General features: G+C 50.5%; 2 protein-coding genes. Both read left to right on the top strand.

The genetic code is table 11. The features are described from left to right. Positions 1 to 524: HNH endonuclease (locus AC1DH9_RS30010; RefSeq protein ID WP_477809436.1), on the top strand; the 524-nt coding region annotated here is incomplete at its 5' end. 102 nt (positions 525 to 626) lie between these two features. Next, on the top strand, positions 627 to 859 hold a 233-nt coding region (locus AC1DH9_RS30005; protein ID WP_477809435.1), incomplete at its 3' end, for a very short patch repair endonuclease.

The following is an 859-nucleotide window of genomic DNA, read 5'->3' as shown; positions in this document are numbered from 1 at the left end:
TTTCAACAGTATTGTTACGAATGGGAAGGGAGCGTATCAAAGGATACAAACCAGCCCCACATGTCGGCTCAAATGTTGAGAGCTCCATTCGTGCGGCACTGGCCGAGAGAAGCATTTTGGCCGCTGACGACTTTGCCCCCACAGCCGATGAGGAAACACTAGAGCGACGAGCCTCCCTACTTCAGAAGCAACCGTTTAATGGTCAGCCAAACGGGATTTTGAAACCGAAGCAAGGACTCACCACCTGCACGTCTTATGTACGTGATCCAGAGGTGAGAGCCTGGGTTCGGAATGAGGCTAACGGCATCTGTGAAGGCTGCGGCCAACCTGCTCCGTTTGAGAAAAACGGACTGCCGTTTCTCGAGGTGCATCACGTTAAGCATTTGGCGCAGAAGGGTTCAGATCGTATTAGTAATGCGGTCGCTCTGTGCTCGAATTGTCATCAACGTTGTCACCATTCGAGCGACAAGGACGAATTCACGCTGTCGCTTTACAAGAAGGTGGCGCGCCTGATTACCGAATAACGAGGCGAAGCAAAACCTTCGTCGAGACGACCCGACGACGAGATCCCGACCTGCAAAGGGTGATCAAAATTCATATGCTGAATTACCAAATAGGTAACCAGAGTGGATGTCGTAGACCAAGCGACGCGATCAAGAATGATGGCAGCCGTTCGGAGTATAAATACCCGTCCTGAGCTCATTGTCAGGAGGTTCCTACACGCTCATGGATATCGATTTCGGATACATCAGAAAAACCTACCTGGAAAACCGGACATTGTATTGGCCAAATTTCGGGTCTGTATCTTTGTCCATGGATGCTTTTGGCATCACCACCCAGAGTGTCGATACGCTACGAG

The organism is Pseudomonas sp. 05T35 (genome assembly GCF_056396605.1).
This window is presented reverse-complemented; position numbering and strand designations above follow the sequence as displayed.